General features: G+C 35.0%; 28 protein-coding genes and 1 pseudogene. 5 read left to right on the top strand and 24 right to left on the bottom strand.

Annotation, left to right across the window (positions count from 1 at the left end):
• Nucleotides 1-24 precede the first annotated feature (24 nt).
• The 3 genes and pseudogenes from BLE01S_RS05400 to BLE01S_RS05390 form a co-directional block, all read right to left on the bottom strand.
• Nucleotides 25-768, bottom strand: coding sequence for a hypothetical protein (locus BLE01S_RS05400; RefSeq protein ID WP_066138030.1), 744 nt, complete (start codon nucleotides 766-768; stop codon nucleotides 25-27).
• 790 nt (nucleotides 769-1558) lie between these two features.
• A pseudogene (gene imm47 / locus BLE01S_RS05395) lies at nucleotides 1559-1957 on the bottom strand (Imm47 family immunity protein); the annotation flags it as partial.
• Nucleotides 1958-2330: 373 nt separating this feature from the next.
• Nucleotides 2331-2651 carry a DUF4870 domain-containing protein gene (locus BLE01S_RS05390; protein ID WP_066138027.1) on the bottom strand — a complete coding sequence of 107 codons (321 nt, stop codon included), beginning with the start codon at nucleotides 2649-2651 and terminating at the stop codon, nucleotides 2331-2333.
• A gap of 136 nt (nucleotides 2652-2787) precedes the next feature.
• On the opposite strand from BLE01S_RS05390, the gene uptA reads away from it, so the two are divergent.
• From uptA to BLE01S_RS05375, 3 genes are all read left to right on the top strand, one after another.
• The gene (uptA, locus tag BLE01S_RS05385) at nucleotides 2788-3384 is read left to right on the top strand and encodes an undecaprenyl phosphate transporter UptA (RefSeq protein WP_066138024.1); all 597 of its coding nucleotides are present in this window, start codon (nucleotides 2788-2790) and stop codon (nucleotides 3382-3384) included.
• Nucleotides 3385-3655: 271 nt separating this feature from the next.
• A complete protein-coding gene (locus BLE01S_RS05380) occupies nucleotides 3656-4219 on the top strand; it encodes a GNAT family N-acetyltransferase (protein WP_066138021.1) in 564 nt (187 codons plus the stop codon).
• A 157-nt stretch (nucleotides 4220-4376) separates the two neighbouring features.
• Complete coding sequence (locus BLE01S_RS05375; RefSeq protein WP_066138018.1) at nucleotides 4377-5753, top strand: MATE family efflux transporter; 1377 nt, start codon at nucleotides 4377-4379, stop codon at nucleotides 5751-5753.
• Between the two features lie 127 nt (nucleotides 5754-5880).
• Here BLE01S_RS05375 and BLE01S_RS05370 read toward each other — a convergent pair whose 3' ends face one another.
• Nucleotides 5881-6699: a CAP domain-containing protein gene (locus tag BLE01S_RS05370; RefSeq protein WP_066138015.1), complete on the bottom strand. Its 819-nt coding sequence runs from the start codon at nucleotides 6697-6699 to the stop codon at nucleotides 5881-5883.
• A 394-nt stretch (nucleotides 6700-7093) separates the two neighbouring features.
• Here BLE01S_RS05370 and BLE01S_RS05365 point away from each other — a divergent pair, with 394 nt between their 5' ends.
• Entirely contained in the window at nucleotides 7094-7336 is a 243-nt protein-coding gene (locus BLE01S_RS05365) for a DNA alkylation repair protein (RefSeq protein WP_066140943.1), read from the top strand.
• A 364-nt stretch (nucleotides 7337-7700) separates the two neighbouring features.
• Here the strand turns inward: BLE01S_RS05365 and BLE01S_RS05360 are convergent, their stop codons facing one another.
• From BLE01S_RS05360 to BLE01S_RS05310, 12 genes are all read right to left on the bottom strand, one after another.
• Nucleotides 7701-9158 (bottom strand): lmo1851 family serine protease, encoded by a 1458-nt coding sequence (locus tag BLE01S_RS05360; protein ID WP_231955920.1) that lies wholly within the window; start codon nucleotides 9156-9158, stop codon nucleotides 7701-7703.
• A gap of 206 nt (nucleotides 9159-9364) precedes the next feature.
• Nucleotides 9365-10246, bottom strand: a complete 882-nt coding sequence (locus BLE01S_RS05355) for a D-alanyl-D-alanine carboxypeptidase family protein (RefSeq protein WP_066138009.1) — start codon at nucleotides 10244-10246, stop codon at nucleotides 9365-9367.
• Between the two features lie 41 nt (nucleotides 10247-10287).
• The gene (gene deoD, locus BLE01S_RS05350) at nucleotides 10288-10995 is read right to left on the bottom strand and encodes a purine-nucleoside phosphorylase (protein WP_066138007.1); all 708 of its coding nucleotides are present in this window, start codon (nucleotides 10993-10995) and stop codon (nucleotides 10288-10290) included.
• Between the two features lie 146 nt (nucleotides 10996-11141).
• The gene (locus tag BLE01S_RS20350; protein ID WP_082788593.1) at nucleotides 11142-11312 is read right to left on the bottom strand and encodes a YozD family protein; all 171 of its coding nucleotides are present in this window, start codon (nucleotides 11310-11312) and stop codon (nucleotides 11142-11144) included.
• 57 nt (nucleotides 11313-11369) lie between these two features.
• The gene (locus BLE01S_RS05345; protein WP_066138005.1) at nucleotides 11370-11594 is read right to left on the bottom strand and encodes a YozE family protein; all 225 of its coding nucleotides are present in this window, start codon (nucleotides 11592-11594) and stop codon (nucleotides 11370-11372) included.
• Nucleotides 11595-11882: 288 nt separating this feature from the next.
• The gene (locus BLE01S_RS05340; protein WP_066137999.1) at nucleotides 11883-12038 is read right to left on the bottom strand and encodes a YjcZ family sporulation protein; all 156 of its coding nucleotides are present in this window, start codon (nucleotides 12036-12038) and stop codon (nucleotides 11883-11885) included.
• Between the two features lie 118 nt (nucleotides 12039-12156).
• On the bottom strand, nucleotides 12157-12657 hold the full coding sequence (locus BLE01S_RS05335; RefSeq protein ID WP_066137996.1) for a PTS sugar transporter subunit IIA: 501 nt from the start codon (nucleotides 12655-12657) through the stop codon (nucleotides 12157-12159).
• A gap of 54 nt (nucleotides 12658-12711) precedes the next feature.
• Nucleotides 12712-13137 carry a peptide-methionine (R)-S-oxide reductase MsrB gene (gene msrB / locus BLE01S_RS05330; protein ID WP_066137994.1) on the bottom strand — a complete coding sequence of 142 codons (426 nt, stop codon included), beginning with the start codon at nucleotides 13135-13137 and terminating at the stop codon, nucleotides 12712-12714.
• Nucleotides 13130-13675 (bottom strand): peptide-methionine (S)-S-oxide reductase MsrA, encoded by a 546-nt coding sequence (gene msrA / locus BLE01S_RS05325; RefSeq protein ID WP_066137991.1) that lies wholly within the window; start codon nucleotides 13673-13675, stop codon nucleotides 13130-13132. The genes msrB and msrA overlap by 8 nt, the downstream gene beginning before the upstream one ends.
• 30 nt (nucleotides 13676-13705) lie before the next feature.
• Nucleotides 13706-14290 carry a YpmS family protein gene (locus BLE01S_RS05320; protein WP_066137989.1) on the bottom strand — a complete coding sequence of 195 codons (585 nt, stop codon included), beginning with the start codon at nucleotides 14288-14290 and terminating at the stop codon, nucleotides 13706-13708.
• A 14-nt stretch (nucleotides 14291-14304) separates the two neighbouring features.
• Nucleotides 14305-15096, bottom strand: coding sequence for an SGNH/GDSL hydrolase family protein (locus BLE01S_RS05315; RefSeq protein ID WP_066137987.1), 792 nt, complete (start codon nucleotides 15094-15096; stop codon nucleotides 14305-14307).
• A gap of 139 nt (nucleotides 15097-15235) precedes the next feature.
• A complete protein-coding gene (locus tag BLE01S_RS05310; protein WP_066137984.1) occupies nucleotides 15236-16078 on the bottom strand; it encodes a DegV family protein in 843 nt (280 codons plus the stop codon).
• Nucleotides 16079-16252: 174 nt separating this feature from the next.
• Between BLE01S_RS05310 and trhA the strand changes: the two genes are divergently transcribed.
• A complete protein-coding gene (gene trhA, locus BLE01S_RS05305) occupies nucleotides 16253-16903 on the top strand; it encodes a PAQR family membrane homeostasis protein TrhA (protein WP_066137981.1) in 651 nt (216 codons plus the stop codon).
• Nucleotides 16904-16961: 58 nt separating this feature from the next.
• Here the strand turns inward: trhA and BLE01S_RS05300 are convergent, their stop codons facing one another.
• From BLE01S_RS05300 to BLE01S_RS05265, 8 genes are all read right to left on the bottom strand, one after another.
• Complete coding sequence (locus tag BLE01S_RS05300) at nucleotides 16962-17447, bottom strand: dihydrofolate reductase (protein ID WP_066137978.1); 486 nt, start codon at nucleotides 17445-17447, stop codon at nucleotides 16962-16964.
• Nucleotides 17444-18238 carry a thymidylate synthase gene (locus tag BLE01S_RS05295; RefSeq protein WP_066137976.1) on the bottom strand — a complete coding sequence of 265 codons (795 nt, stop codon included), beginning with the start codon at nucleotides 18236-18238 and terminating at the stop codon, nucleotides 17444-17446. Before BLE01S_RS05295 ends, BLE01S_RS05300 begins: the two co-directional genes overlap by 4 nt.
• 11 nt (nucleotides 18239-18249) lie before the next feature.
• Nucleotides 18250-18945: an anthrax toxin lethal factor-related metalloendopeptidase gene (locus BLE01S_RS05290; RefSeq protein ID WP_066137973.1), complete on the bottom strand. Its 696-nt coding sequence runs from the start codon at nucleotides 18943-18945 to the stop codon at nucleotides 18250-18252.
• Between the two features lie 133 nt (nucleotides 18946-19078).
• A complete protein-coding gene (locus tag BLE01S_RS05285) occupies nucleotides 19079-19684 on the bottom strand; it encodes a YpjP family protein (protein WP_066137970.1) in 606 nt (201 codons plus the stop codon).
• Between the two features lie 351 nt (nucleotides 19685-20035).
• On the bottom strand, nucleotides 20036-20473 hold the full coding sequence (locus tag BLE01S_RS05280) for a BrxA/BrxB family bacilliredoxin (protein ID WP_066137967.1): 438 nt from the start codon (nucleotides 20471-20473) through the stop codon (nucleotides 20036-20038).
• Nucleotides 20474-20493: 20 nt separating this feature from the next.
• Nucleotides 20494-21627, bottom strand: coding sequence for a conserved virulence factor C family protein (locus BLE01S_RS05275; RefSeq protein ID WP_066137965.1), 1134 nt, complete (start codon nucleotides 21625-21627; stop codon nucleotides 20494-20496).
• Nucleotides 21628-21760: 133 nt separating this feature from the next.
• A complete protein-coding gene (locus tag BLE01S_RS05270; protein ID WP_066140940.1) occupies nucleotides 21761-23650 on the bottom strand; it encodes an ABC-F family ATP-binding cassette domain-containing protein in 1890 nt (629 codons plus the stop codon).
• 111 nt (nucleotides 23651-23761) lie between these two features.
• A complete protein-coding gene (locus tag BLE01S_RS05265; protein WP_066137962.1) occupies nucleotides 23762-24466 on the bottom strand; it encodes an AIM24 family protein in 705 nt (234 codons plus the stop codon).
• Nucleotides 24467-24469 lie beyond the last annotated feature (3 nt).

Below are 24469 nucleotides of genomic sequence, written 5' to 3'. Positions count from 1 at the left end.
TCACAACCTCTCTGTGCCTCTCTTCTATAAATACACTAATAAGCATAAACATAAATATTTTTGGTCTTCTGTAAGACGGCTTTCAAAACTCAACACTGGAGTGTTTGGTTGAAACAGTGCCTGCATTTTAATAGGCATGAACCCTTTTTTGATCCTCATCAATACTTTTTCATCTGTGGATAATATATAATCTGCATATTGTCTTTTTAAATGGTAGGTTTTTGAACCAATTAATATCTCTTTTTCTCTAGAATTTATTTGTGTAATTATTAGAGGTATCTTATTATCTTGAATAAAAATAACCGCATCATTTGAATTCACATGAATATAAGAGATATTTGCTGACCCTTGTTGCTCTAGCCTAAACATTAATTTTGCTTTTGTAGTTTCACTAAGCTTATTTCTACTTCGCTTCTCCTTTCCTTTCACCATAGATATCGAAAAACGGCAGATTCCATCAGCAGAATAAATATCAAAGTATGAAAAGGATGATGGCGATCGGAGTAAGATATAGGATTGCGCTTTACTCATTGTAAAATCCTTAGAACTAATTAAAGTTGAAACTTCACGGTTTTTTCCCGAAAAATATACATACTTCAGAAAAAAATTAAATAAACAGAGTGACACAACAATACCAGCTAAATTGACATGTAAAAAATCAACCTGTTTAATGCTAGGTAGAATGATAGTAATAAAAACCAATGAAAATAACACTGTTTGATTCATGTACAAGCGAGTCATTCGAGAATAATAGTCTTTTATATTCATACGATTCCCTTCCCCCTGCTAGGATTATATGAACCATAGGAACAATTTAGGACTTTTCTTGTGAAAACCTTACATTCTTTGTATTAAAATCGGGGAAAGCAAGTAACTCTATGTAAAATATTAATTTTTTATACTAAGAGGAAGACTGTAATAGATAACCGAACTACTAATGAAATCAATACTCCACAATTGTAGAAGCGGTTTGTTCGAATAAACATTTATCACGGTTAATTCTACATTTTGGATCATCTAAATTAAAAGTAGTAGCTTAACTTTCTTTTTTCCTCATGTTTAAAGCTTGTATCCGTAGAAATATTTTTGCCCCTTTTCCCAATCTTTAATGGAAAGTCTATCTATATAATCAATAAAATCCTTTTTAAGTTTACCCAAAAATAAAGCTTAACCTTTATATGAAAACAGGCATCCCAAAAATGAATTTTTGGATGTTTTAAGTCTTTTAAAAGGAAAGGGTCTACTACATAATACTGTTGATTTCCGCTCCAAGGGGACGCTTTCCGCGGGGCGGTTCGTGAGCTTCCTCGTCGCTTCGCTTCTGCGGGATCTCACATAGACCGCTGATCCCGCAAGAGTCGCCCCCTTCCGCTACAATCAACGCGATCTGCTAAAATCAATATTCAAGTTTAACAAAGACAAAAGGAAAAAGCCCCCAAAAAATGTGTTGAAATTTTATTGTCCAAAACAAAATAAAACACAAAAAAGAGAGCTTCTTCATGAAAATTTATACCACACTTTCCCAAGATATTTATACTACTAAAAGGGCAATTATTGACTTTTCTTCAAAATCAAGAAAAAAGTCAATAGAATCTTTTATAATAATAGCTGTATCACTAATTTCATTCCACTCTTCAAGTAACACTAATAAGTAAGGTATTATATCCAAAGAAAGTGAAGTTACAGCGGCTGATGCAAAAGTATTGATTGTTTCCGTCGTTCCCTTATTAAGAAATCGAAGATTATTTGAGCCCCTTAAGTCCTCATGAGTTGCTACAGATAAAAATACTCTGACACATAAATTCAAAACATCTTTATCTTTAGTCTGATTCATTATTTGAATCAATAAAGGTTTTTGAGTAAAATCCCCTATTTTAAATAATTCTATTAAGTAAAATAAAACATCCGACTCTGTAACAGCTTTTAACATATTTTCTTTGATTATAGAATCGGACAGAGTTGATTTTCATATACTATTCATAAGGTTTCCTATGCTCCTCATAAACACGCCTACTTTCATTCATTGAATAGTTTTATATTTTCTCTTAGCACTTTAAGTTCTCATGTTAGAGTAACTCTATATATCGGAATTATCCATTTGCTAACGGCTGATTCTCCTATTTTCTTCATATTAAATTCACATTTTCTTCTTTAAAACAAAACCTTATCTTTGAATCCCTCGTCCAACATTTTTGTTTCTCTTTCATAGATTTAATATTTCTAAGTATCAAAAATTCTATAACGCATCACCAATACAGTGCATCCATACTAAACCCACTAAAAAAGCACATCACTATTAAGTGATGCACTAGACATTTGTTCATTTATTCTTATAACACTCGAAAAATAAATGGGATCCGATACGCTTGACCTTCGTATGCTTTGATCGCTCCGATGATCGTAAAAATAAAACCAAGTAGACCTACAATCGGTAATAGAATAAAACCAATTAAAACGATCATAGAGATGGCTGCAACTATTCCGTAAACAGTATAGGAAATTAAGAAATTTAAGTATTCCCTTCCGTGATAGTCTATGAAAGATGATTCATCTTTTTTAATCAACCAAATAATTAAAGGTCCTATGACTGCAGTAAAAAAACTCGACACGTAAATTACTGTGGCTAAAGTTCTCTCTGTACTATTTTCCATTACTTCCACTCCCTTAAATATCTCTTATTATATAGTACGATTTCTCATTCTAAAAGTTTCATAAAAATACTTATTTATTTATACAAGCATATTATTCAGTATAGGGAATTTCTACTGAATTTAAAGGGGGATTTAAATGGATCATCAGTGGATTGTTCATATTTTGCAAACATTAGGTGAGTACGGATTTTTTGGGATTGCTCTTGCACTTATGTTAGAAGTTATTCCTAGTGAAATCGTTCTTGGCTATGGTGGATATTTAATTGCTTCAGGAAAAATTTCATTTCTATCCGCTTTAATGGCTGGTGTACTTGGAGGAACAATTGCACAATTATTTCTTTATTGGCTCGGTATTTATGGCGGTCGTCCCTTTTTCGATAAATATGGAAAGTTCTTGCTAATTAACTCTAAACATTTGGACGCTTCGGAAAAATGGTTTCAAAAGTATGGAACAATTGTCATCTTTACAGCAAGATTCATCCCAATAGTAAGACATGCTATATCCATTCCAGCTGGGATCGCTAAAATGCCTTTTCATCAATTTAGTATTTATACAGCGGCGGCAATGATCCCATGGACTGTCCTATTTCTCTTTATCGGGATTCAATTGGAGTCTCATTGGGATGAAATTGGACAGGTTGCTCACGTCTACTTAAAGCCGATTATCATCATTGCCACCGTCTGTTTATGCTGCTACTTCCTTTACCATTTTATATCAAAAAACAAACAATAGAGAACTGTCGAAATCAGTCGAAAAAAAGTGAAAAATATTTTGTTTTTTCTATTTGCAAAACTGATTTTTTTTTGTATGATGTCAATAGAAATATCTTGAAAATTAAATATTAGCTCATAATTGAGGGAAGGCAAATGGTGCGCCACCAGTCCTGTTCTTTGGCTGGTCCTAGTGGGTTCGATTCCCACCCCGAAATTTTTTATGCAACTTTAAAAAATTTCGAGGGTAGGAACGAATCTACGGGACTACCCTGCCCAGGAGGGGGTTCATAATGCTGAAAAAACGTGAATTAACTTGGCATGAATGTCATGCATTATATGATTTAATGGCGCACCCGGATGTTTTCCCTTTTGTACGACAAAAAGCATATTCTTATGAAGAGTTTATGTTTGTAACGAAACAAACAATCGAGGCCGAAGAACGTGGAGAATTAATTTCAAGAACGATCATTGATGAATGGGAAAATCCCATTGGTACGATCAATCTTTATGATATAGAAGGTTTAGCCGGATTTTTAGGTACTTGGATCGGTAAACCTTACCATGGTAAAGGTTACAATATATTAGCAAAGGAAAGCTTTTTTCAAGAATTATTTTTCGAAAAAGAGATTGAAACGATATATATGCGTATTCGCAATGAAAATATTCGTTCCAGAAAAGCTGCTGAAAAATTTCCCTACGTTATTCAAGCAAATGAAACACGTCCTACTATATTCAAACAGTTAAATCAGGATAAATATCTTTATGATTTATATGAAGTTCCTAAAGATTTATTTACGATGAATTATATTCGACATTCCAATGAATCAGAAGAATTACAACCACTTGAAGCTTAGTAAAGATCTAAAAACCAACCAGTACCTCCTGGTTGGTTTATTATTAGGTCTCACTCTTTGTTTACATAATAATATTATCGACATTTAAATAATGTATATTTAATGATATTATGCTATAATCTTATCTTAATGAAATTTTTTGTAAGTGAGGGTAAAAATGAAACAAACAGATAATTTACGAGAAAAACTTCTACAACTTTGGGTGATTTTACTTCCCTTATTAATCACCCAGCTAGCAATGTTTTCTATGACCTTTTTTGATATTATGATGACCGGGAAATATTCTGCCCATCATTTAGCCGGTGTCGCTGTTGGATCATCCTTGTGGGTTCCAGTATCTACGGGGCTTAGTGGTATTCTTTTAGCTATTACGCCGATTGTTGCCCATTTAATTGGAGCAAAGAAAAAACAAGATGTTCCTTTTTCCGTTGTCCAAGGGATTTACGCTGGCGCTGCAATGGCAGTTGTTATCATTATAATTGGAACTATCATTTTGAGACCAATATTAGACTCTATGCATTTAGAAAATGATGTAAGGCATGTTGCTACTAATTATTTATTGAGTCTGGCTTTCGGAATAGTACCACTCTTCATCTATAATGTTCTTCGTTCCTTTATTGATGCGCTTGGAAAAACAAGAGTAACGATGGTCATAACACTTAGCTCATTACCTATTAACTTTGTGTTAAATTACATATTCATATTTGGGAAATTGGGGCTACCTGCGTTAGGCGGTATTGGAGCCGGTATTGCGTCTGCTATCACTTACTGGCTTATTACCTTGATTGCCATTTGGGTTATCCATACGAAAAGGCCTTTTATGGATTTTGGCTTATTTAATACATTGCATCGCATCCATTTGCGCAAATGGAAAGAAATTTTTGCGCTTGGACTTCCGATCGGATTGTCCATATTTATTGAAACAAGTATTTTTTCGGCTGTTACATTATTTATGAGTGAATTTGGTACGAAAGTAATTGCAGCCCATCAAGCAGCACTTAATTTCTCTTCTCTACTTTATATGGTTCCTTTAAGCATCTCGATGGCACTTACTATTCTTATAGGCTTTGAAGCTGGAGCTGGTAGACATAAAGACGCGCGTTCCTATAGCATGCTTGGAATTATTGGCGGTGTAAGTTTATCACTTGTAATGGGATTATTATTATTTATATTTCGTGGAGAAGTTGCACAACTGTATAGTGATGATATAGATGTGGTTAAACTAACATCACAATTTTTGCTTTTTGCAGTATTCTTTCAACTATCAGATGCTGTTCAAGCACCGATTCAAGGAGCGTTAAGAGGCTATAAAGATGTAAATATTACGTTTATTATGGCTCTCATTTCATTTTGGGTAATAGGATTACCTTTTGGTTTCATATTAACCAAATTTACAGAGCTTGGTCCCTATGGGTATTGGCTTGGTTTAATTACTGGTTTAGCTGTTGGTGCTGTTACACTTTCATTTCGCTTACGATATGTACAAAATAAAAATCAAGGTTATAAAGGACAACAGAGAGAAGATCTATCATAATCTTTATTGCTTTAGCACTTTCTCCTTATATACAAGGACACTATGATTTATAAAATGCTTTTTCATAAAAAAGGAACGGGTGCAGCCTAATGGCTCCCCCGTTCCTTTTTTTATATTTAGAGAAATATTATTTACCAATAAATTGTTGTGTCCAGTAGTTACCATTAGCATCATGTCCAATTCCAATATGTGTGAAATCATTGCTTAAAATATTCGCACGGTGACCAGCGCTATTCATCCAAGCAGTTACTACTTCTTGAGGTGTACGTTGACCCATGGCAATATTTTCACCTGCAGAACGATACGTAATACCGAATTTCTTCATCATATCGAATGGTGATCCGTATGTCGGACTATTATGATCAAAGTAATTATTTGCAGACATGTCTCTTGATTTTTCACGTGCTACTTTACTTAATTCAACATCTACTTTTAATGGTGCTAAACCATTTTTTGTTCTTTCTTGGTTTGTTAAATCAAAAACTTGCTGTTCAAATTCGCTTAATTGTGAATTTGTTTCTGTGGCAGGCTTATCCTCTTGAGTTGGTTTTTCCTCTACTTTAGGTGTTTCTTCTTGTACTGGTTTTTGCTCAACCACTGGCGCTTTTTCTTGTTCCACTGGTTTTTCTTGTTCAACAGGCTTTTGTACCGGCTGTTCAACTGATTTTTCTTGTTCTTCAGGTGCAGTAGGCTCTTCGACAGGTTGTTGTGGTTTTGCAGCTTCAGAATGATATATTTCTTTAAAATTATTTTTCTTCCAACTAATATTCAACTTCTTAAATATTTGCTCACACCAATCAGCATTACTTGATAGATTAGCAGTATCAAACTGATAATAAACTACCTTAGTTTTAATAGGTTGAACTTGAGCCGCATCTGCTTTCCCCGCAAAAGGTGCAGCCATGATTGCTACCGCAGCAGCAGTTGTAAATATGATTTTTTTCATTTCTTTTTTCCTCCCCAAAACTTCTTTTCTAGTACAAAAATATCTTAACATATGATTTTTGTAATATTTAAGGGAGGATATACCAGTTTCATAGAAACATAAACTTTTTTTGATATTTTATAGATTGTTACATGTATCAAGTCTTATGAATTCTACTTTTTTAGCAAATTAGCATTTTAACTTACTTTGGCGCTATTTCCATTTATGTATAGCTGTTGCCATAAACTACTATGTAATACATATTGACAGTTTTTTTTATTCGGCTTTTCGTTACAATTGTTACGCATATATAACAAATATTATATTTCTTTACATTCATTACTTTCCTGTGCTGATTATCTGGCGTGTATATGGACAAACTATACATATGACTATTTATTGGAGGTAAGATATGATGACCACTAAATATTGTTGCCCTAATTGTAAAACAAATCGATCTCGCTTTAATATCATTGATCAAATTGCTCATGCAGTAAGACTGGATCCCCAATCAGGAGAAACAATTGAGCAATTCGAATCAATGGAAGATGCTGGCCCTTTTCATACAACCTATAATGGCCCTTCACGAAGAATACAATGCGGATCATGTGGCTTAATAGAAGATGAACATACCTTTATCAAGTTTGGAGAAAAATAATGAAATACAGCCGTTTATACGTTGCATAGAACATGGCGATTTTATTTGAGAAACCATAATATCGGATGACAATAGTCATTGGTACAAACTCATGATACTAGTTTGGAAGCATCTTGTAGAGGAAAGTATCTTTTTTCCTTTACAAGCCTTTTTACTAGGGTAAAAGAGCAATTTCACCAGCGACCATCCGAAAGATATAGGCGATCGAAATGTTTATATTTGGCATAGCTATGGCTCTCTACATACTGCCTGTAGTTACATGGGATAGAGCTCTCCATTACTTTTCAGAATTTAAATATATAAATACAAAAAAACTGCCGTGGTTTTTCACGACAGCATGATTCTAAAAACATTATATGATGTGTTATTTTCCTTTTGTTAATAATTCGATCGCTTTCTTCACTTGTGGATCATCTTTTAAAATCTTTTCACGGATCTTTTCCATTAAAGCTGCAGTAGATTCTCCTTGAAGTATCCCGTTAGGTTCAAGCTTTACAGTTTGTTGAAATTCCTTTACAGCTTCAACAGTTTTCTCATCGTAATGTGTGTCAACTGTACCAGGATCAAAACCAAGTACTTTTAACATTTCTTTAGCAGATTTCACTTCATTTGCAACAGAATCTTTTTTAAATTCTTTATCTGGATCAATATACGATAATTCTGCATAAGCTGGAAGCGCTACTGCAAAATCAGGTTCAATACCTTTTTCATGAATCCAATTGCCATTGGGTGTTAACCATTTTGCCATTGTATATTTAATGTTAGATCCATCTTTGAAATCTTTAGTCGTTTGCACTGTCCCTTTACCGAATGATTTTTCACCGACTAATTGGATATTAGCTGATTCTTTAAAGGCTGCGGCTAAAATCTCCGATGCACTTGCACTACCTCGATCAATGAGCATAACAGTTGGCACGTCTATTTTCTGTCCACCACTAGCTGGAAATTCTTCCTTACTTCCATCTTTATATGCAACTTGAAATAGTAATTTTCCTTTCGGTACAAATAAATTAGAAATATTAATCGCTTGATCAAGTAATCCGCCTGGATTCTGTCTTACATCGATAATTAATGATTTCATACCTTTATCTTCCATCTCTTTTAATGCGGCCTCTAAATCTTTATCAGTATGGCTAGAAAAACTTGTGATTTGAATCTTTGCAACACCATTTTCTAACATTTCCGCATACACAGTATTGATCGGAATTTCATCTCTCGTAATTGTTACATCTATAAGTTCCTCTTTCTCTCCACGTTGGATTTGAAGAGCCACCTTTGTTCCTTTTTTCCCTCTGATCAATAGAACAGCTTCGTTTGCACTCATTCCTTGAATATTTTCTTCATCCACCATAATAATTTTATCTTTCGGTCTAATTCCCGCTTTTTCTGCAGGTGAGCCCTTAATAGGAGAAACTACAACAATGTTTCCGTTTAGTTCCTGTATTTCTGCACCAATACCTTGAAATGACGATGAAATACTTTCGCTAAACTGACTTGCTTCTTCTTTTGTCATATAATCTGAATATGGATCTTCTAATGCATTAAGCATCCCGTTTATGGCTCCATTTACAAGCTCATCTTGATTAAGATCTTCAAAATATTTTTTTTCTAACTCATCATATGCTTGATACAATTTAGTAAAATTCTTTCGCTCTGGAACTACCACATTCACTGCTTTCTCATCACCTAAACCAAGTGCAATGAGGGTAATACCGGCAGTGGAGAAAACAAGTAAAAAAATCAACATGACAAATGTAAATTTTTTCATGCGAATATGACTATTTTTATTTGTGGTTTCTTCTGTTTCATTATTATCTTCCATTCTATTCACCACTTTCATTCTCGACAGCTGAAACACGTTGTAACAGCCCTCTATTTCTTTTATAAAGCATACTGCAAGCTAGGATATGGATGCGAAAAGATAATATGTATGATCTAATATTAATGAAAAAACTCCCATTTAGGGAGTTTTCTATCATCACCTAGTCATTTTATTTTAACATCTCTAGTATTTAATTAAATGTCAATTTAAATTTTTTCTACTTCTTGGAAAAACTCCTCAAGTGTCCAATCGTTTTCATAAACCCATTTGGCTACCTTTTCGCCTACATAGCGGAAATGCCATGGTTCATATTGATAGCCTGTAATTCCTTCTTTATCTTTTGGATACCTAAGTATATAGCCAAAACGATGGGCATTCTTTTTGAGCCACTTACCGTCTGCTGTATCACCAAAATCTTCTGTGAGAAGGAAGTTGGCTTCTTGACTTGAAATGTCCATTGAAAGTCCTGATTGATGTTCACTATTCCCTGGATTCGCAACAACTTGCATCGCTTTCTTTTCGCCAATTCTTGCGATTTCTGCATCCAGTATTGTTGTTTGTCGGTTGTATGAACGATATCCTGAAACTGCAAATAAGTGAATATTGTCCTTTTTAGCTTCCGCAAACATTTTTTCAAGAGCTACTGCGGCTTCTTTTCGCAAATAACTTTTTTCTATATCTTCATCGCCGAAAGAAAAAGCTACTTTCGGACGCACCAAATCATCTGGCTCATAATTTCCCGGTAAGGCAAATTCTTTATTTACCAAAGCAACAATGTTACTAGGATTTTTTATTTCTAACTTATTATTTACTTCTTGTATATCATTAAAATATGTTGCCTCAAGTGCTATTTCAGATATTTCATTCGAGCTATCTTGCTTCTGTTCTCCATTTTCTTCATCGATGTTATTATCAGGTTCTTTTTGTTCTTCTGGTTTCTCAAGTTCCGAATCTGAAGTCATATTATTATCATCTTCTATTGTTTCTTCCGTCGGTGATTCCGGTTGTTCTTTTTTCTGAAACGGATTTTGCAAGGAACATCCTGTTAATAATAAAACCGCTGTAATCATGTACAATACTTTTTTCATATTTCTCCACTTCTTTTCAACCTACGTAAGATTTCGTATTTTTATGCTTTTTTGATAGCTGCGTCTAATGCCACTTGAATCATTTCATTAAAAGTAGTTTGTCGTTCTTCCGCTGTTGTTTCTTCACCTGTTAAAATATGATCGCTCACCGTTAGTACAGAAAGTGCTTTTCTGCCATATTTTGCTGCTAGTGTATAAAGTGCTGAAGTTTCCATTTCTATCGCAAGAATACCATATTGTGCCCATTTTTCGTGTTCTGCATTATCATTATAAAACATATCTGCAGTGAACACATTTCCTACCTTTAATTTTAAGCCCTTTTCCAGTCCTGTCTCATATGCGTTTTTCAGTAAATCAAATGATGCTGTTGGTGCATAGTCAACACCGCCAAAAGTTAGTCGATTCATTTGTGAATCAGTTGAAGCAGTCATTGCTAAAATGACATCACGGACTTGTACATCTTTTTGAATCGCTCCGCATGTACCAACCCTTATTAAATTCTGAACGTTATAGCTATTCATTAATTCATTTATATAAATTGATATCGACGGAACGCCCATCCCAGTTCCTTGGACGGAAATTCTTTTTCCTTTATACTCACCGGTGAATCCGAACATATTCCGTACTTCATTATAGCATATTACATTTTCTAAAAACGTTTCAGCGATGTATTTTGCCCGAAGTGGATCTCCCGGCAAAAGAACTGTTTCTGCTATTTGATTTTCTGATGCACCGATATGTATACTCATTATTATTTCCTCCTAATCATTACAATCAACTATTTACATTTTAATTGTTTCGCCTATATCATGCAAATATTCGAGCATAGGGTAATGGAATGAAAAATAACGCCAGCTATTAGCTGACGTATCATATACATTCTTTTATATGAGATTTATTCTTCAGAATCTTCATCAATGATACTTTTTTCAATGAGATAATCAAATGTAATATCTGCTAAAACATCCGATTCTTCTTCGCTAGGTGTGTACCCTCTCTGAAGTAGCTCCCGATAGAAAAATTCAGCGATCTCTTCCGTGTCGATAATTACTTCCATTTCACGCATTATAATCGCCCCTTATCATCATATTTCTATCAATAAGCCCGTATTTGACGAAACGATTTATTTATTTTCCGCTTCTACATATAAATCCCATGCATAATCAAACAATGACATATTAGCTATATAATGACCATTTAGCTCCAAATAGTTGGAGAGAAGATGGTAATCATCTGAACTTTTTGGGAATTCATGGTCATGATAAGCAGCATTAGCAAACTCACTAAGCTCATCTTTCTTAATTGCATGACGGTATTTCATTAAAAAGTGATAAAAAGATTTATTCATGAAGACTAGTCCGCCTCTCTATTTACATTGCTCTCATAAATATAGCGGATTGTAAGCTCACGGTAAATATAATTCACTTAAAAAAATCATCTTGAGTTCCATTCAATTTCATTCAAAAAAATAATTATTTTCCAAATGCACAGAATGATTCTTTGCTTACACATCCCTCCATATACTTTTCTTACTTATAAATGTATGCATATGCTAATATTTCATGCAAATGTTCATCTAATAAAAAAAACCCTGAAAAGAGTTATTTATTTCTCTCAGGGCTTCAAAATTGGATATTTAATTAGGGAAGCACCAGCATGCACCAATAATGATTAGCAGAATAAATAATACGACGATAAGGGCGAAGCCGCCGCCTCTTCCGCCACCACATTCATTACCGTATCCGTAAGCTGGATAAACTCCATCACAACAGCCATAGTTTTCATAAAACATAATATCACTCCTTAGTCTTATATTGCTTTCGCTGATATTCTATGTAGAATTTGGATGGGTGTATGTGCTATCGCCTATAAAACAAAAAAACACCCGTAATCAACAGGTGTTAAAAAAGTTATTTCATTGTTATTTCCATAATTACTGTTTCTCCAGCTGTCACATGTCCAAGCGGTTGTTTTGTAATAGAGGCTACATCATCACCATTAGTAATAATAATTGGCGTAATCGTACTAGCTGCTTTTTCAGTAACAAGGGCATGATCAAACTCAACTAATGTATCCCCTTTGTTTACCTTATCGCCCTCTTTAATAAATGTTGTAAAACCTTCACCTTTCATACCTACGGTCTCAATACCAATGTGGAGTAGTATTTCTGCACCATTTTTTGCTTTAATGCCAATGGCATGCTTAGTAGGGAAAACCTGAATTATCTCTCCATCAACAGGTGCTACAACCTTCCCGTTTTCAGGATTAACTGCCATTCCATCTCCCATCATATTTTGGGAAAAAACTGGATCTGGCACTTCTCCTAATTCTATAAGTTGTCCACTAAGATGGGAAACAACTGTAATTGTTTTTGAGACCTCTTCTTTTTTACCAAATAATTTTTTCAACATAATAATTCCGCCTTTCATAGATGTTAACAAGTATTATATTTACACAAATAAAGTTTATTTGAAAATATCTTTATACTGAGCATAGCCCTCTTCTTCCAGTTTCTCTTTAGGTATAAAGCGAAGAGCAGCCGAGTTTATACAATATCTTAATTTCGTTGGGCCTGGTCCATCCGGAAAAACATGACCTAAATGAGAATCAGCTTCTTTGCTTCTAACTTCTGTTCGGATCATACCGTGGCTCATATCTTTCTTTTCAAGCAGTTCCTCTTCGTCGATTCCTTTCGTAAAACTAGGCCAACCACAACCAGCATCATACTTATCAGTTGAACTGAATAGTGGCTTTCCTGATATGATATCTACATAAATACCATCGTCTTCATTATCCCAATATTCATTTTGAAACGGAGGCTCTGTTCCATTGTTTTGCGTGACATTGAGTTGCATAGGTGTTAGTTTATTCTTTAGCTCTTTGTTATTCATGAGACTCCCTCCAATGTCTTTGTATAAAACCAGCACGACCTGAACCCATTTGATAAGATGTATATCTTTGCGGGTTCTTTTTATAAAATTGCTGATGATAATCTTCCGCAGGATAGAATGTCTGGGCTTTTTCTATCGGAACTACAATTGGCCGATCAAATCTTCCGCTATCTTCTAAATCTTTTTTAGACTGTTCAGCAAGAAGTTTTTGTTGCTCTGTATGATAATAAATGACAGGGCGATAAGAAACCCCTCGATCATAGAATTGACCACCACTATCAGTCGGATCAATCTGCATCCAAAATAAATCCAATAATTTATCATACGAAAATACAGTCGGATCAAATGTAATTTGCACAGCTTCTGTATGACCAGTTAGCCCAGAACAAACTTCCTCATATGTAGGATTTTCTGTTGTTCCACCTGTGTAGCCTGAGATAACAGCTGAAATTCCCGGCTGCTCATCAAACGGTTTCACCATGCACCAAAAACAACCTCCGGCAAATGTGGCTATTTCTTGTCTATTATTATCTTCCATCCTATTCACATCCTCTCACTCAACTCGTTATTAATCGACTGGCACGAACATTCTCATCGAAATGTTATTTTCGACTAAATCAAAACTCTTTGCTTTAACCGTGATGCCACTATTTAACTTCATTTTATTTAATGCAACATATACTTCTTTATCATTAGGTTGAAGAATGACCCATTCTGGAAATTTGTATGCATCTCCTATTAACTTTAGTATATACGAGGCAGGTAATTTAACATCACCGAGAGAAAGCACCTTTTGCTTTAATAAGAGATCACCATTTTCTAATGCAATTGGTTCAAAGGTCATTTTTAACTGCATCGTTTGTGAGAAAACTTTTATTTCTCCATACAGCTCTACTTCATCTGTCAATAAAACTTGATAATGTACTGGTCCATTAAGGCCTTCTTCCTCAATATAATGGTTAATCAGTTTGTTTAAATCCTTTTTACTCGTTTGAATGACAAATTCAGAATCATTAGTATTGGATGTTGTGATTTTCGGAATAGGTTCTTGATCTGTTGAAATAAATAATAACATTGCCAAACCTATAATAACTATGATGTTAATTAAAAACAATATAATAAAGAGGGGTTTCCAAATGTTTTTTTTATTCAAAGTACCACACCTTTTTAATCAAATAAACTTTTAAGCAGCTGTTCCTGTTCTAGATGCAGGTAAACTCGTTCTGCAATCAATTCATACCCTCTATTATTGGGATGAAAGTAATCTGTATAAAGAAGACTTTCCTCATTATTCTCGAAAATATCTGCAACAGGTACAAATAGCGCTTGATCAAATGAAGCAATTTCTCTTGAACTTGCTTCATTCCAATTTTCCACTATTTCGTTCATTTCCTTAATATCCGAGAACCATTTGATAAACGGATTATATATCCCTATTAAAACGATACCTGTATCGATATTATACTCACGAATTGTCTTTAAAATCTCTTGTAATCTTTCACTGTACCCATTTGCTGCTGTAATAAACTTATCTATTTGCAAGCCCATCATATTGTTTTTGAACACTTGCATGACGTCATTGCCACCGATTGTAATAATAACCATATCCGCATTAGTAATAGCAGTTTTCACTTCTTCCTGCTTCAAACGTTTTAGGAGTTGATCACTTCTATTTCCTCTAACACCAAAATTTTGAAAATTTGCAGTTGAAATTAACTTACTATCTTCCATTTTTGATTGTAAATAAGGAATATATCCACCTAAATCCTGAATATCCCCTACCCCCTGTGTCAAAGAGTCCCCAACAGCAACAACAGAGATATCTCTAGGTACAAAATCAATAGGTGGATTTTGTTTCAGTTCACGAGAAAATAAACGTTCTTCTTGACTAGATATTGTGGCGGAACATCCAGATAATATGACCAAAAAGGTGAGTAAAAATAATAATAATTTTTTCATTCGTTGTTTTCATCCTTTTTATTAAATCAGAATTATTATAACACGATAAGGTCAAACGAAAACAAAAAATGGCTAAACCTAAATGGGTAACAAAAATAACGATCCATAGAGACCGCAATGCTCATACATGCACATAACGCTACTCAGCATGATACATAAAACCTATTGCCCCTTCCCCTGCATGTGTACCTATGATGGGAGTAGTATCTTCGATCTCTACCATCTCGAAGCCAGTAAGTTCTTCAATTTTATGTTTAACTTTCAAAGCAAGTTCTAGCCCATTTGCATGTGCTAAACCTACACTTCTAATCGTTTTACCTTCAATGTCTTCTGTGAATTGTTTAATCAAAAACTTTATGGCCTGTGATTGATTTCTAACCTTGGCTACAGGGGATAATTCTCCATCTTCTAACATTGCAATTGGCTTGATGTTAAGTAGAGAGCCTATCATTGCTTTACTTTTTCCAATCCTACCGCCTTTTGCGAGATTCTCCAATGTGTCCACGACAAGAAATAATTTTGTGTTGCTACGCACATCATGTAATTCTTCAATAATATCATTTACTTGTTTTCCTTCATTCACCAAACTAACAGCTCTCTTAACTTGAAAAGCTAATGCTTTAGAAATAAATAAAGAATCAACCACGGTTACTTTGGTTTTACTCATTTTAGCAGCCGCTCTTGCGGCCTCAACAGTCCCACTCATCTTTCCAGTCATATGAATAGATAAGACTTCGCTGCCATCCTCGCCTAATTCATCGTATAATTTTACAAATTCACCTATAGCAGGTTGAGAACTTTTAGGAAGTTCTGGGGATAATTTCATTTTTTGCATAAAAGTTTTTGGTGTAATTTCAATTCTGTCTAAGTAAGTCTCTCCATTAATAGTGACGGATAAAGGGATAACGTGTATGTTTAATGCGTCTATTTCAGGCATAGATAAATCACACGTTGAATCTGTTACAATTTTAATTTTATTCAAGTAGTCACATCCTTATAAGCTTCACATATATTATACAGGTTTCGCGCTTAGAAGCATAGAATTGACTCCTTTATTATTCCTCTTACTGACTTAGCCTTTAAACCTTACTCCTCGTATTTGCTTTTCACTGACTGTGACGATAAAATGAACAGATAAGGGATTGGAGGTTTTCCAATGGAAACTACTTTTTATACCGACGGAGAGTCATATAACTGGAAAGAAGAACTTGCTAATGCTATTACACATGGGATCGGCTTTCTTTTAAGTATTCCAGCACTTGTTATATTAATTGTATCAGCAGCACAAAAAGGTGAACCACTTCAAATCGTAAGCTTTACTATATTTGGCATTTCCATGTTACTACTCTATTTATTTTCAACTATGCTGCATAGTTTCAAGCCCTCCAAAGCAAAGAATGTGTTTGCGATACTTGACCATTCCGCCATTTATCTATTAATTGCGGGTACATATACACCACTTGTATTGGTAGCAGTAAACGGGGCATTGGGATGGACTTTGTTTGGGATTGTCTGGGGATTGGCAATAGCCGGAATCACTTTAAAATGTTTTTTAATTAATCGATTTCGTGTACTATCTACTGTCTTCTATCTAATTATGGGCTGGTTAGTCATTATTGCTATTGAACCTCTTTACTCGAGTCTTAGTGGCGCTGGGTTTGGATTATTACTAACTGGTGGATTATTATATTCAGTCGGAGCCATTTTTTATATATGGCGCAACTTACCATACTCCCATGCAATTTGGCACCTGTTTGTCATCGCTGGAAGTGCATGCATGTTTTTCTGTATATTATTTTATGTTTAAGGCTTCTTTAAAAGAGCCTATCTCTAAAAGAAAAAAAGCGGGCCCGAGGCTCGCTTTTTTATTTTCTCTTATACATTTGAAAGAAATAATCATATGGGTTTTTTTCGTCTTTCAATCCTTTTTTTTCGGAGATCAACGTCCAATCATCCCAATTTAATATAGGAAAATACGTGTCACCTTCAAAAGTAGCATGGATTTTAGTTACGTATAATTGATCAACTTCATCTATAAAAAGTTTAAAAATCTCTGATCCACCTGTAATAAAGACTTCAGAGTCATTTTGTTCTGCCCAGTTTAAAAGTTCCTGTTTGGAATTTAATACAAGGCAGCCTTCCTGTTTATAGTTGGAATCATGAGTTAATATAATGTTTGTACGCCCAGGTAGCGGCCTGCCGATAGATTCATAAGTTTTTCTTCCCATTACAATGGCATGTCCCATTGTTGTTTCTTTAAAGTATTTTAAATCAGCTGGTAAACGCCACGGTAAATCATTATCCTTACCAATTAATCGATTCTCATCTTCTGCCCATAAAAAAGAAATCATACACTTACCGCCCCTTTAATATGTGGATGTGGATCATAATTTTCTAATGTAAAATCATCAAAGGTAAATTCAAATAAATCTTTGACTTCAGGATTGATCTTCATTGTAGGAAGTGACCGCGGTTCACGACTTAGTTGTAACTTTACTTGGTCAAGATGATTCGAATAAATATGTGCATCTCCAAGCGTATGTACAAATTCGCCTGGTTCTAAATTTGTGACCTGTGCCATCATCATAGTCAATAAAGCATATGAAGCAATATTAAATGGAACCCCAAGAAAGATATCCGCGGACCTTTGATAAAGTTGGCAAGACAACTTTCCGTCAGCAACATAAAACTGAAATAGACAATGACATGGAGGTAAAGCCATTTTATTAATTTCGCCCACATTCCATGCATTTACAATCATCCGGCGTGAATCAGGATTGGTTTTTATTTGTTGGAGTACATCTTTGATTTGATCAATCGTTGAGCCATCTGCGGTTTGCCATGAGCGCCATTGTTTCCCATATACTGGACCTAATTCGCCATTCTCATCCGCCCATTCATTCCATATCCTTACTCCATTCTCTTGTAAATACGCAATATTCGTATCTCCTGCTAAGAACCAAAGTAGTTCATGGATAATTGATTTTGTATGGAGTTTTTTTGTAGTAACTAGCGGAAAACCTTTTTGTAAGTCAAATTTCATCTGGTAACCAAATGTACTAATTGTACCAGTTCCTGTTCTATCTTCTTTCTTTGTGCCCTTCTCAAGTACATCACTAATTAAATCTAAGTATTGTTTCAATTTAACCCATCCTAACGATTAATATAATCTGATAATGAAGCATACGTATCTGGAGCAAGTTGTTTCAATTTCATTCGATTTTCTTTAGAGATAAAGTATAACGCAAAGCTTTCTGCAAAATACTCTTCTTTGTAATTCAGAAAATAACTTTGCTCTGGAAATAAAGCTTTCGCTTCTTGTTCCCATGCTAATGTAATATCCGCCATAATGCTATCATTTTGCATGTAATTATATATAGAGTGAGCAATTTCATGATATTCAAGATTAATTGAACCATGGCCTTCCCCTTGTTCGCTATGGCCAATTTTTATAAGTATCAATTTGGAACCACCTATACCTGGTAAGTCATCCCATACGATATCAGGCGGATAACCTCTTGGTACAATTCCTTCTAAATGTGCCGCGCTTGGATTATCTGTTAGTTTTCCCGTGAATAAAATTACTTTCATTCCTTTTTGCTTCATATCTTGCAATATAACGGTTGGAAGAGCAGCAATCCTGTCGATTATTTCCCTTACTTCAACCTCATTGAACCTATCTTCTGGAATAACAATAATATCTTTTATTAATTCCATAGATTGTATCTCTATATTTTTATATAAGTAACTGTCCTTTAAAAGCAGTCCATTATATTGGGGATTTGATAAGCCTGTCCCTATCACAATGATGCTAATTATTATTGGAAAAACAATCCACTTTTTCACCACACTCTTCAGCTTCCTTTATAATGATAAATTCTAGTAAGTTAATAAAATGTACTTTATTATACCATTTTTACTCACTATTTAAGAGTGTGATATTTTACCAGAAAAAAACAAGCACGTCATGCGTACTTGCTCTTTAAACTGCTTTCCATTTTGGCGGGGTATTTTTATCCCAATATATTGTGCCAAGCGTATAATGCGTTTGAAACTGATCATGATAAGTATGATAATGAAAATTAAAAGTATACCCTTCCAAAGGGGGCTTGTCCCGCCTTACATGGAAGCGAATAATATCTTGCTGCGTTTCGTTATTAAAAATATGAAAAATCTTTTCACTTACACCGCCTCCCGGTGTTTCGGTGATTTCTAAATTTACCAATGCATCTTCTGGAAATTGTGTAGCTGTCATTTGAATAGCTGATTCAATGTTAGGTAATACAACCTCACGGAATTCATTCTCAATTACATTGGATATCTTTGGTCCAAATTTCAAGAATGCTTGCCGCTCAGCTTCCACTGTCATATCAGCTATAAATTGATCTTTGTCTAGTTTGTCATCTTCGGATTGTAAGCTAGCTTCAACTGTTGTTGAATGCGCAGATTGGTCAGCAGAAGAAGCTCCTCTTTGCTGAGATTTCGGAACACCTTGTTCCTCCGACCATAATGCATGTGACGGTGTGACTGTCCCGAATGTTAGAATGGATACAATCACGATTAGTGATTTTCTAAGCCATTGTTTCATCGCCGCTAATCCCTTCTTTAGTTTCTTTCTTATATCATATACTTTTTTATACGAATATTCTATAATTAAGTTCCGTTATTTTTAAAATGGTAATAATTCTATACTAAGGTATAATAGATTTATTGCAATAGAACAAAGGAGGTACCGGCATGCAAGCAGCGCTTATCAATATTGGAGCTTTCGTAATGATCGGATATTTTGTATATTTAGCGATTGCAGATTAGAGCTAAGGGCTTTGGCCCGTAGCTCTATTTTTAACTTTAATATTTATAAACAATTTCGTCTAACTTTGACGTACAGAAAATGCTAATGCTACCTTAGATCGCAATTCTTGTGGCGGCATTAGGTTTTTTATTCGCAATGTTTCTGAAATGCAGTTGTCAAGTTTTGGACAATCTCTTCTACGTCATTATCCTCAATATCTTCTCTAGGAATAAAATGCACTACTTCTTTTCCTTTTAATAATGCCATAGATGGAGATGATGGTTCGTAATCAGTAAAGTATTCTCGCATTTTACTTGTTGCTTCTTTATCTTGACCAGCAAAAACTGTTACAAGTTGATCGGGTTTTGAATTACTGGATGTAACAGCTTGCACCGCTGCCGGTCTAGCAAGCCCTGCAGCACACCCACAGACAGAATTAATTACGACTAATGTAGTACCTTTTGCTGTTTCCATAAATTGTTCAACTTCATTTTCAGATATTAACTCCTTAAAATCAGCCTGTATTAATTCTTCTCTCATTGGTTTTACTATTTGTTTCATATATTCTTCGTATGCCATTGACATAAATGATTCCTCCTTGTTTACTAGTTTTTTTGTCTTGCCTCCGTCATTTGTTTCCAGACTGATCCTTGCGCTGCTTCTCCGCCTTCAATTCGTTCAATTGCCATTTTGATTTGTAATTGAACTTCAAATTCTGGATCATCGGCTGCTGACCTTAATGCTGGAAGAACACTCTCATCTCCTACTTCATATAAAAACATTGCAGCTCTCCAGCGCACAATTTTACTTTTATCTTGTAAAGCCTCGCTCATTTCATTCATTGCTTCCGCAAAACCTAAATCTGATAAACAATCTCCAGCAGTTCTTCTCACTGGCACAGTCTTATCCCTTAACGCTTTATATAAAAGAGGAAGAATTGCCGGATCTTCCACCATACCCATGTATACTACTGCAAGACGACGAATAGACGACCTTTCGTCTTCAAGCGCCTTTTCTAATAAAGGAATATCTTCAACAGTTGGATCTTCCATTTGCTCCAACATCTGATACCGCATTTTCCAATCTGGATGATCTAAGTCTTTCGGGAATAGTTTTATTAACTTTTTTGCTTCCCTAGTTTCTCCACTAGCAGTTGGATCTTGTGCATGTTCAATAAGTTGTTGCAATCTTTCGCTTGGATAAGCAGCTCCAAGTTCATCTGCAACTTCTTTACCAATCTGTTCTAACTCACCATATCGCACTCCAAAATCTTTCCATTTTCTTAAGAGCACATAATTTTCACCATCAAGCTGAGCAGCTTCCATCGCTTCAATGAAAGACTCTGACAATGCCACTCTCTTCTCTTCAGTTCCTGAATTTAATTTTATTTGAACTGGAATGTCTTTGAACATTAATACATGCACATTTACTTCTCCAAAATGTTCATCAGGTTTAGTCTCTTCTTCACCATAATCACTAACTGCTTCCCCAAAAGCTAGTCGTACTTGGGGTAGTATCTCTTGCCAACTATATTTACCGTTTCTTTCAACAGCTAAAAAGTCGGCAACATGATATACACCTTTCACACCCTCTATTTCAAGGATTGACTTAATAATAGCAGGCGCCTCGTTAGCTTGCTCTTTTTTATAATTGTTACTTTTACCTGCTGCGAGCTCTGTATCCAAGTTAATTTTCATCGTATTCGGACTAGGCGTTGGCTCGATTGTTTTAATATTCATATCGTTCCACCTTTCATGACCTTCATATGACAATAAGGTTAACATCATTTATTGTATCATAGGCCCTAATGTCAGCTCTAACTTAGTGACTTCTTTCGCCATAAAGGTAAGTCTCAAGCTAACATCTATCTTATTACTCTTCAAATTCTGATAGATATGTCCATCTATCTATCAAATGTTCCAACGTCATGTTCTTTTGTTGACTTTCCTCCATTAATTGTTGTGCAGCTTCAAAGTCACTACCTACTTGTTGTAGTTCCAGATTAATTATTTCTAAACGTTCTTCGACGTCTGCAATCTCACTTTCAATACTTTCCCATTCCTTCTTCTCTTTGAATGTCATTTTTTTCTTTTTATCATTTTTATTTTGCGGTGGTGTATCTTGACTGTTTTTTTGCTTTGAAGAGGGAGTAGTGATTTCTTCTTTTTCTTCAGATTCCAAGTAATCAGAATACGAGCCGAAATATTGTTGGATTTTCCCCTCCCCTTGAAACACTAATAGTTGATTAGCAGTTTTATCAAGAAAATAACGATCATGAGATACTGAAATTACGACACCTGGAAATTCCTCGATATAATTTTCTAATACCGTTAATGTTGCAGTATCCAGATCATTAGTAGGTTCGTCAAGAAGTAATACATTTGGCTTTTCCATTAACAATTTTAATAAGAACAACCTTCTTCTTTCCCCACCAGATAACTTTTTTATTGGTGTTCCGTGTGTACTAGTTGGAAATAGAAATCGTTCAAGCATTTGGACAGCAGAGATTGTCTCTCCTCCAGAAGTTTCTAACACTTCCCCTGTTTCTCGAATATAAGCAATCATTCGTTGATTTTCATCCATCACTTCATTTTCTTGGGTATAATAAGCGATTTTTACTGTCTGACCGATATGTAGTTCGCCATGATCCAATGTTAACTGACCAGCTAACAGGTTTAATAAAGTTGATTTACCACTACCATTTTTCCCGACGATACCAAATCTATCTCCAGGTTTTACGAGCCAATCAAACTTATTTAAAATCAATTTATTTTCAAACGTTTTTTCCGCTTCAATAAATTCAAACACCTGTTTCCCTAATCTGCTTCCTTGTAAAGCAATATCTACGTTTTCTTTCAGCGGGACTTTCCCTAAATCAGACTCGAGAGAATCGAATCGATTAATTCGGGCTTTTTGTTTAGTTGATCTCGCCTTTGCGCCTCGTTTAATCCACGCTAATTCTCTTCTATATAAATTACGTCTTTTGTCCTCGGCTTGCAGTTCTTGCTCTTCTCTTAATGCTTTCGCCTCAATAAATGATTGATAATTTCCTTTATATGAATATAGCTTCCCATGATCCAATTCCAAAATTCTATTAGCAATATTATCAAGAAAATACCTATCATGTGTGACGATCATTACTGCGTTAGGATATTTACCTAAATACCCTTCCAGCCATCTAATACTTTGATAATCAAGATGGTTTGTAGGCTCGTCTAATAGTAGTAAATCTGGCGTTTCTATTAATACTTGTGCTAAAGCAACCCGCTTTTTCTGCCCACCAGATAATGTCCCAACCTTTTGAGATATATCATCTAGACCTAGTTTGGACAGGATCACTTTTGCATCTGTGCTCGCTTCCCAGCCATTTTCGGCGTCCATTTGCTTTTGCAATCGAAATAGATTTTCTTGCAGCTTTTCGCTTTCAGGTTCAGCAGCTAATTGTAGCAATGCCTCTTCATGGGCCTTCATTAATCTTATTATTGGTGCATCACTTTGATACACTTGGTCTAGAATCGTCAGCGCTTCATCAAGATCAGGTATTTGCGGTAAATATCCGATTGAATAATCCTTTGGATGAATAAATTGTCCAGCATCAGCATCATCTACACCAGCAATTATCTTTAATAAACTTGATTTACCAGTACCGTTCACACCAATAATACCAATCCGTTCTTTCTCTTGAATATGAAATGTTATATCATCAAACAGTTGCTTCTCTCCATATGTTTTTGTGATTTTATCTACAGAAAATATTTTCAATTTCGACCATTCCAATCATTTTATTTCCTTATTCTTATTTTGTATTGTAACATGCTAAGGTGATCATTGTATGCAAATCCAAGGCATCTCTCTAACGAAAAGGAAAGCTGGTTAACTACTACTTGGTTGGGTGAAGTATGTTTCTTCATACGGTTGAACAACCACGAACCCATCTCCTTCAAATTTCATCTGAATGGATTCACCGCTACCACGCCCAAGAAAGGTCTTAAATGATATATCCGTAACAAATTCCGGTTGAAGATTACCAGACCATGCTACCGTCGCATTTGGATCTGTAAAAACTGGATTATTCGGTGATACAAGGAGAGTTAGTGGTTCATAGTGTGTTGTTATAGCTACCATACCAACGCCTCCCATTTTCACATTAAAGAGACCACCTGCAAGCATTCCAGCAACCCGCTTCATTAATTTAATATCCCAATTGAGTTCAGATTCAAATGCAAGTAGATTATTTCCATTCACGAAAATAGATTCATTATTTAGGTTCAAAATAGAAATCTTTTTACCATTATCCGCTAAATATAATTTTCCACAACCAGATGCTTTCATAAGCGACGTACCTTCTCCAGTAAAAGCTTTTTTAAATAGCTTTCCGATACCGTGCTCTAATATCCCTTCTCGGACAAATTTAATATTTCCGCGATAAGAAACCATAGATCCAGCTTTTGCCCACACGTCCCCATTTACATTTACTTCTAGAAACCTTGGTGTTTCCAGCTCAAATAGTCCTTGTTCCTTATCTTCCTGTTTCGTTTCTTCAATGAATTCATTAATAGAATAACGCTGTTCGGTCATATA

The sequence above is a fragment of the Lederbergia lenta NBRC 16444 genome, assembly GCF_001591545.1.
Lineage (GTDB): Bacteria > Bacillota > Bacilli > Bacillales > Bacillaceae_C > Lederbergia > Lederbergia lenta.
This window is presented reverse-complemented; position numbering and strand designations above follow the sequence as displayed.

Bases quoted from the DNA above. Each gene is read 5' to 3' on its own strand.
- BLE01S_RS05370 (WP_066138015.1), bottom strand. From the start codon at position 6,699: ATGAAAAAAATCATATTTACAACTGCTGCTGCGGTAGCAATCATGGCT.
- BLE01S_RS05335 (WP_066137996.1), bottom strand. From the start codon at position 12,657: ATGTTGAAAAAATTATTTGGTAAAAAAGAAGAGGTCTCAAAAACAATT.
- BLE01S_RS05375 (WP_066138018.1), top strand. From the start codon at position 4,377: ATGAAACAAACAGATAATTTACGAGAAAAACTTCTACAACTTTGGGTG.
- BLE01S_RS05265 (WP_066137962.1), bottom strand. From the start codon at position 24,466: ATGACCGAACAGCGTTATTCTATTAATGAATTCATTGAAGAAACGAAA.
- BLE01S_RS05345 (WP_066138005.1), bottom strand. From the start codon at position 11,594: ATGAATAAATCTTTTTATCACTTTTTAATGAAATACCGTCATGCAATT.
- BLE01S_RS05340 (WP_066137999.1), bottom strand. From the start codon at position 12,038: ATGTTTTATGAAAACTATGGCTGTTGTGATGGAGTTTATCCAGCTTAC.
- BLE01S_RS05315 (WP_066137987.1), bottom strand. From the start codon at position 15,096: ATGAAAAAATTATTATTATTTTTACTCACCTTTTTGGTCATATTATCT.
- BLE01S_RS05360 (WP_231955920.1), bottom strand. From the start codon at position 9,158: ATGGAAGATAATAATGAAACAGAAGAAACCACAAATAAAAATAGTCAT.
- trhA (WP_066137981.1), top strand. From the start codon at position 16,253: ATGGAAACTACTTTTTATACCGACGGAGAGTCATATAACTGGAAAGAA.
- BLE01S_RS05365 (WP_066140943.1), top strand. From the start codon at position 7,094: ATGACCACTAAATATTGTTGCCCTAATTGTAAAACAAATCGATCTCGC.
- BLE01S_RS05400 (WP_066138030.1), bottom strand. From the start codon at position 768: ATGAATATAAAAGACTATTATTCTCGAATGACTCGCTTGTACATGAAT.
- deoD (WP_066138007.1), bottom strand. From the start codon at position 10,995: ATGAGTATACATATCGGTGCATCAGAAAATCAAATAGCAGAAACAGTT.
- BLE01S_RS05285 (WP_066137970.1), bottom strand. From the start codon at position 19,684: ATGAAACAATGGCTTAGAAAATCACTAATCGTGATTGTATCCATTCTA.
- msrA (WP_066137991.1), bottom strand. From the start codon at position 13,675: ATGGAAGATAATAATAGACAAGAAATAGCCACATTTGCCGGAGGTTGT.
- BLE01S_RS05275 (WP_066137965.1), bottom strand. From the start codon at position 21,627: ATGAATATTAAAACAATCGAGCCAACGCCTAGTCCGAATACGATGAAA.
- BLE01S_RS05280 (WP_066137967.1), bottom strand. From the start codon at position 20,473: ATGTCAATGGCATACGAAGAATATATGAAACAAATAGTAAAACCAATG.
- uptA (WP_066138024.1), top strand. From the start codon at position 2,788: ATGGATCATCAGTGGATTGTTCATATTTTGCAAACATTAGGTGAGTAC.
- BLE01S_RS05380 (WP_066138021.1), top strand. From the start codon at position 3,656: ATGCTGAAAAAACGTGAATTAACTTGGCATGAATGTCATGCATTATAT.
- BLE01S_RS05300 (WP_066137978.1), bottom strand. From the start codon at position 17,447: ATGATTTCTTTTTTATGGGCAGAAGATGAGAATCGATTAATTGGTAAG.
- BLE01S_RS05355 (WP_066138009.1), bottom strand. From the start codon at position 10,246: ATGAAAAAAGTATTGTACATGATTACAGCGGTTTTATTATTAACAGGA.
- msrB (WP_066137994.1), bottom strand. From the start codon at position 13,137: ATGAATAACAAAGAGCTAAAGAATAAACTAACACCTATGCAACTCAAT.
- BLE01S_RS20350 (WP_082788593.1), bottom strand. From the start codon at position 11,312: ATGCGTGAAATGGAAGTAATTATCGACACGGAAGAGATCGCTGAATTT.
- BLE01S_RS05390 (WP_066138027.1), bottom strand. From the start codon at position 2,651: ATGGAAAATAGTACAGAGAGAACTTTAGCCACAGTAATTTACGTGTCG.